This window comes from Methanobrevibacter sp. (assembly GCF_045220775.1).
In the GTDB taxonomy this organism is placed as follows: Archaea; Methanobacteriota; Methanobacteria; order Methanobacteriales; family Methanobacteriaceae; genus Methanocatella.
In genome coordinates, this window is the sequence record NZ_JBGUWC010000034.1 from 1 (window position 1) to 5,755 (window position 5,755).

Genomic DNA, 5,755 nt, shown 5'->3' on the forward strand with positions numbered 1-5,755 from the left:
CAATAATTTGTTTCCGACTTCACGGGCAACGCTTGCGACGTGTCCGTTTCCAAGGCAATGCCCTTGGCGGGCTGAAATTTCAAGATAAATTCCCTTTTCCTTTGCAAGCTCAGCCTCTTCAATTGTAATCAAGCCCGGATGGCCTAAAATGTCAATGTTTTCGGATTCCACTGCGGCCCTGTTGGTACCAGGGGTAACAGGTTCGTTCAATGTCTCTCCGTGAACCACGACAATCTTTGCCCCCAATTCCTTTGCACGGGCGGCTATTCCGTCAATGGATTCAATCGGTGCGTGGGTAACTTCGGCTCCCAAAACGACTGTGATGTCCCAATTGGCATTGATGTCATCGATGGCATCCTGAATAGCAGGAATTGTTTCAACGTTTGACCAGTCGACATGGTCTGTAATGGCTATTGCTTCATGATTTAATTTCAAGGCCCTTCTTGCAAGTTCGGAAGGCAACAATTCTCCGTCACTGAATAGACTGTGCATATGTAAATCGATTCTTTTGTTCAAAATATAACCTCTCAGCATTAAATATAATATTTTATATAATACATAGAATATAAATTTATATAACTTAAATTAGATTGAGGTTATAAAAATGAAAGCAAAGGCAGTAAAAATAGCTGATGGTGTTTACTGGGTTGGTGTCATCCACTGGAATAGCAGAACATTCCACGGATATGGAATTCCAGGAACCACATATAATGCTTATTTGGTATTTGGTGAGGAGAAAACCGTATTGATCGATAACGTTTACAGGGGAATGTTCGAACAGTTCGATGCAAGAGTGAAAGACGCTTTTGAACAGGAAGGAAAAGAATTCAAGATTGACGTATTTGTTCAAAACCACTCTGAAATGGACCACTCAACATTCTTAAGACAAACCATCGAGGAATACAACCCTGATGCAGAAATTTACGCTTCACAGAACTGTATCAACTTCCTTGAAGCCCAATATCACAATTTCTCAGACTTGGAACTTAATGCAGTAGCTACCGGTGATGAACTTGACATCGGCGGAAGGACCCTGAAATTCATTTCAGCTCCTATGCTTCACTGGCCGGACACAATGTTTACCTTCTTGGCTGAAGAGGGTATTCTGTTCTCAAACGATGCATTCGGTCAGCACGTATGCCGCTCCAAAAGATTCGATGAGGATTACGATACCGAATACTTATTAAGGGAAGCTCAAAAGTATTATGCTAACCTTGTAACATTAGGCTCTCCAATGCTTCGAATGAAATTGCAGGAATTAAACGATACTGGTTTAATCAATGAAATCAAGATGATTGCACCATGTCACGGTCAAATCTGGAAAAACCCTGCTCCAATCGTAGAGAAATACTCCGAATGGGGATCCGGCGTATGCAAAGACAAGATTACAATTATCTATGATACCATGCATCATTCAACCGAAAAGTTGGCGTTCCAGATTGCTGAAGGTATCATGAGTGAAGGCGTGGAAGCGGTAATGTACTTCATGCAGGAAGACGGTCCGGATGATGTAATTACAGACATTCTCGACTCCAAGGCTATCGCTTTGGGCGCTCCGACCATGATGAACAAGGCATTCCCAAGAATCGGTAACATGATGTACTGGCTCGACTGCGTCAACTTCAAAGGAACCGGAAGCGAAAAAAGCGCTTTGATATTCTCATCCAAAGGATGGGGTGGAGGAGCCGTTGCCAAACTTCAAAGGGATTTGGAAGAAGCAGGATTTACCGTAACCGACACTATGGATGTATTGTTTGTGCCTGATGAGGATGTCTTGGCTGAAGCATTCGAAAAAGGTGCAGAATTAGCTCGTTCTATTAAGGAATAGTCTTTTTGACTATTTTTTCTTTTTTTTATTTAGCTAATAAAATTGTTGCGATTAGCAACATTTAAATATTATATTGTAGAATATTTAAATATTAAATTAAGAGGTTATCTTATGTCAGATTTAGTGATTTATTTTTCAAGAAGCGGTGAAAACTATTTCGGAGGCGAACTTAAAAACATTGAAAAGGGAAATACCGAAGTGATTGCTGAATATATTCAGGAATTCACCTCTGCCGATTTGTTCAAGGTCGAACCAGCAGTCGAATACCCTGCAGACTATATGGAATGCATCGATGTTGCAAAAAAGGAGCAGCAAAAGGATGCAAGGCCTGAACTCAAGCAATCCTTAGATGACATCTCATCCTATGATACAGTTTATATAGGATTTCCTAACTGGTGGGGAACCCTTCCGATGCCGATGTTTACACAGCTTGAGAAACTGGATTTCAACGGCAAGACAGTCAAGCCGTTCGTAACCCATGAAGGTTCCGGATTCGGCTCATCACAAAAGGATTTGAAGAAATTGTGCCAAGGCGCAGACATCAAAAACGGCCTTTCAATTCCAGGAGCCAGCGTCTATGATGTAAAGGATACAGTAAAGGCATGGATTGATGAATAGGTTTTAATTGAATTAAAGACAAATTAGATAATATGAGTGTTTTTGTACCGGGTCATATTACCGGGTTTTTTACAATAGAAAATCATGAAGTCAGCCTTAAAAATGGATCTCTCGGAGTCGGATTTCTGCTTTCAAAGGGTGTCAGGACTACAATTTCACCTGCAGATGAATTGACAATCGAAGTCAATCAGGCAGATGATACGGTAATCAATGAAGTCTTGGGCATTCTTGAGATTGAAACCGATTTTAAGATTACACAGGATATCCAGCTTCCTGTCGGTGCAGGATTCGGGACCTCAGCGGCTTCCGCATTAAGCTTATCTCTGGCTTTAAATGAATTTTTGGATTTGGGATATTCACAGGAGCTGTGCGGTCAGATTGCCCACAAGGCTGAAGTAAATCTCTCTGCGGGATTGGGTGATGTGATAGCTCAAACTGGCCATGGATTGGTTTTGAGAACCCAGCCGGGCGCACCGGGTATCGGCGAGATAGAATCGTTTGAGCATGACGTTTACATTGCATGGAAGACATTCGGGCCAATCAATACCGCTGAAGTCATTCAGGATTCACACCACAAGAAGGTTATTTCGGATGTGGGATTCAAATATCTGGAATTGTTTGAAGAAAATCCCAGCCTGGAAAATTTCCTTGAATATTCGAAGAAATTTGCTGATGAGACAAACCTGATGTCAGATGAAGTCAGGAATCTGGTTGATTATTTTAATTCCAGGGACGATATTTTGGGCAGTTCCATGGCTATGCTTGGAAATACAGTATTTGCATTTGCGTATAATGAAGATGCATTCAAAAACCTGGATGTTGAAGACTTGCATATAGATAAACTCAACAACATTGGGATAGTTTATGATTAAACTCAGCTATGACATTAAAAACTACAGAAATGATCTGCTTGATTTGGTAGAATCCGGGGATACTGTAATCGAATTGGGCTGCCATCTTGGAGGAACAACAAGACTGATTCCGCAAGGCTGCAGTATCATCGCAGTCGACAACTCACCCGAAGCGGTGGATGAGATGGCAAAACTGGACGTCGATTTCATTTCAGGAGACGTTAGAAGACATGAGATAATCGGCGAAGCGTTTAAGATAACCCAGTCATGTGATATTCTTGCGATTGATTTGGGCGGAGGCTATCACCCTGACACTGTCTTTAAGGTGTTCTATATCTGGTCAAGCACATTCAAGCCCAAACATACCATTATCAGGAACCGTGGCATTCTTGAATTCTTCAACTCTGCAACAGGCAGCGGAGAGGAGATATCCTGTGAAGAGGGATATCTTGAAACCTATCATGATTCCGGCATTCCTCCATTGATTAAGGAATTTGACCTTTGGACACCGAAACTCAAAAAATAGTTAAGTTTAAATAGTATGGTTTTTTCAAAGCAATTTTTTAGACCTAAAACAATTTTATAATCGTTTAAAGCAAAATTATATAAATGATTGGTGATATATTTGAATTTAACAAGTAAAAAGAGGTATTTTTTATGGCAACTCCTATTGGGGATACCCCAATTTTAGAAGGTGATGAAGCTACTGAATTTTTAAATCACATGCTTGACCCACCAACTGAAAAACAGAAAGAATTAAGTAAAAAAATGAAATCACAAAGAATTGTTTATCTTTGGGATGAACCGCCAAAATAAAATATATTTAAAAATTGATTCATATTTTTTCGAGATCTAAATATAAATAAAATTTTTTTGTTGGGTCTCTTTGGGATATGAAATCAATATTCTTTACTTTTTCGTAATCTTTATTTAAATATTCGAATCCATTTTTAGCAACATAAAAATTAAAAGCCTTTGCATAACCTTCAACAACTATAAATCTGAATCCTAAATAATTTTCTGCAAGTACCTTTAAACTGTACAATATATTTCTTAATATATGACTACCTAATCCTTTTCCGGCATATTTTTTATCTATCGCTAATCTTCCGATTTTAACGGCAGGTACATTTCTATTTTTTGATTTAACTCCTAATCTGTCTTTAATTTTTAGTCTTAGATTTTTTTCATTAATATTTTTTAGTGGTAATGCATCTGTTAAAATGGAAGTAAATCCTAATATTTTTCCTTCATAGATTATAAGTTTCGTAATATTCAGATTTTCTTTTTGTTGTGATAGTGCATCTTTTTTCAAGAATCCATTTAAATCTTCATCACCACAATCAAAATCACTTAAATCATGATTTTCATTTAAAGTTTCAAAATAATAATTTTCAATAATATCTTTAATTTTCATAATAATCAATATTAAATCTTTAATTATTTATTTTTAACTTATTTATGCTTTAAATATTGATTTAGTCTTATAAAATTATATTTTAGTCATAATACTGATTTTAAATTAATTATTTTTTTGAGAAATTAATATTTAGTTAAAACTTGGTGATTATATTTGATAAATGAATAATATTTCTTCTAAAAAATGGATTTTATCAAATATATGATACACTATTTTAACAATCTATCCAATTTTAATTAAATTATTTTATTTAACTGTCAACTTATGTACAATAACTATTATATACCTTGATTAAGAAAAATATAATTCATAAGTAAAGCGAGGTTTTATAGATGATAGGTAAAAAGATTCGTTTAGAAAGAATCATTAATAGAAATACCGGAAGGACTGTTATTGCACCGATGGATCATGGTGTATCAAGCGGACCTATTCCGGGAATCATTGATATGGATGAGACTGTTGATGAAATTGCTCAAGGAGGAGCAGATGCGATTTTGATGCACAAAGGTATCGTAAAGCAAGGGCACCGTGGTTACGGTAAGGATATTGGACTTATTGTTCACTTGTCAGCAAGTACTTCACTTGCGCCGGATCCAAACAATAAGGTAACCGTAACAAGCGTTGAAAAGGCAATCCAGCTCGGAGCAGATGCAGTATCCATTCACGTTAACTTAGGTTCAGAAACCGAAAGCCAAATGTTGCAGGAGTTAGGTGAAGTGGCCGAAACATGCGACTACTGGGGAATGCCTCTTTTAGCTATGATGTATCCTAGAGGCCAGAAAGTGGAAAACGAGCATGACGTAGAGTTTGTTAAACATGCCGCACGTGTAGGATCCGAACTTGGTGTGGACATCGTAAAAACCAACTATACCGGAGACCCTGATTCCTTCAGGGAAGTCGTTGAAGGAGCAATCGTTCCTGTAGTCATTGCAGGCGGTCCGAAAATTGACACCGATGAGGAATTATTGGTAATGGTAAAGGAATCCCTTGAAGTCGGCGGTGCAGGAGTTGCATTCGGACGTAACCTCTTCCAGGCTG

The 5,755-nt window shown here is 37.9% G+C and carries 8 protein-coding genes; 6 read left to right on the plus strand and 2 right to left on the minus strand.

The annotated features are described in order from the left end of the window. The coding region (locus ACJROP_RS01670) for a histidinol phosphate phosphatase domain-containing protein (protein ID WP_406533764.1) at positions 1–516 on the minus strand (516 nt) is incomplete at its 3' end. Positions 517–604: 88 nt separating this feature from the next. Here ACJROP_RS01670 and ACJROP_RS01675 point away from each other — a divergent pair. The 5 genes from ACJROP_RS01675 to ACJROP_RS01695 all read left to right on the plus strand — a co-directional run bounded on the left by ACJROP_RS01675 (position 605) and on the right by ACJROP_RS01695 (position 4,113). Then, on the plus strand, positions 605–1,828 hold the full coding sequence (locus tag ACJROP_RS01675) for an FprA family A-type flavoprotein (RefSeq protein WP_406533765.1): 1,224 nt from the start codon (positions 605–607) through the stop codon (positions 1,826–1,828). A 111-nt stretch (positions 1,829–1,939) separates the two neighbouring features. Further along, positions 1,940–2,446 carry a flavodoxin gene (locus tag ACJROP_RS01680; RefSeq protein WP_406533766.1) on the plus strand — a complete coding sequence of 169 codons (507 nt, stop codon included), beginning with the start codon at positions 1,940–1,942 and terminating at the stop codon, positions 2,444–2,446. A 32-nt stretch (positions 2,447–2,478) separates the two neighbouring features. Further along, positions 2,479–3,318, plus strand: a complete 840-nt coding sequence (locus tag ACJROP_RS01685; protein WP_406533767.1) for a pantoate kinase — start codon at positions 2,479–2,481, stop codon at positions 3,316–3,318. Continuing rightward, complete coding sequence (locus tag ACJROP_RS01690; protein WP_406533768.1) at positions 3,311–3,823, plus strand: class I SAM-dependent methyltransferase; 513 nt, start codon at positions 3,311–3,313, stop codon at positions 3,821–3,823. Before ACJROP_RS01685 ends, ACJROP_RS01690 begins: the two co-directional genes overlap by 8 nt. A gap of 131 nt (positions 3,824–3,954) precedes the next feature. After that, positions 3,955–4,113: a hypothetical protein gene (locus tag ACJROP_RS01695; RefSeq protein WP_406533769.1), complete on the plus strand. Its 159-nt coding sequence runs from the start codon at positions 3,955–3,957 to the stop codon at positions 4,111–4,113. A 19-nt stretch (positions 4,114–4,132) separates the two neighbouring features. Here the strand turns inward: ACJROP_RS01695 and ACJROP_RS01700 are convergent, their stop codons facing one another. Then, on the minus strand, positions 4,133–4,714 hold the full coding sequence (locus ACJROP_RS01700; protein WP_406533770.1) for a GNAT family N-acetyltransferase: 582 nt from the start codon (positions 4,712–4,714) through the stop codon (positions 4,133–4,135). 335 nt (positions 4,715–5,049) lie between these two features. On the opposite strand from ACJROP_RS01700, the gene ACJROP_RS01705 reads away from it, so the two are divergent. Continuing rightward, a partial coding sequence (locus ACJROP_RS01705) for a 2-amino-3,7-dideoxy-D-threo-hept-6-ulosonate synthase (protein WP_406533771.1) occupies positions 5,050–5,755 on the plus strand: 706 nt, incomplete at its 3' end.

What these genes read in the sequence shown, in the direction of transcription:
- ACJROP_RS01675 (WP_406533765.1), top strand. Translation starts at nt 605, where the DNA reads ATGAAAGCAAAGGCAGTAAAAATAGCTGATGGTGTTTACTGGGTTGGT.
- ACJROP_RS01680 (WP_406533766.1), top strand. Translation starts at nt 1,940, where the DNA reads ATGTCAGATTTAGTGATTTATTTTTCAAGAAGCGGTGAAAACTATTTC.
- ACJROP_RS01685 (WP_406533767.1), top strand. Translation starts at nt 2,479, where the DNA reads ATGAGTGTTTTTGTACCGGGTCATATTACCGGGTTTTTTACAATAGAA.
- ACJROP_RS01690 (WP_406533768.1), top strand. Translation starts at nt 3,311, where the DNA reads ATGATTAAACTCAGCTATGACATTAAAAACTACAGAAATGATCTGCTT.
- ACJROP_RS01695 (WP_406533769.1), top strand. Translation starts at nt 3,955, where the DNA reads ATGGCAACTCCTATTGGGGATACCCCAATTTTAGAAGGTGATGAAGCT.
- ACJROP_RS01700 (WP_406533770.1), bottom strand. Translation starts at nt 4,714, where the DNA reads ATGAAAATTAAAGATATTATTGAAAATTATTATTTTGAAACTTTAAAT.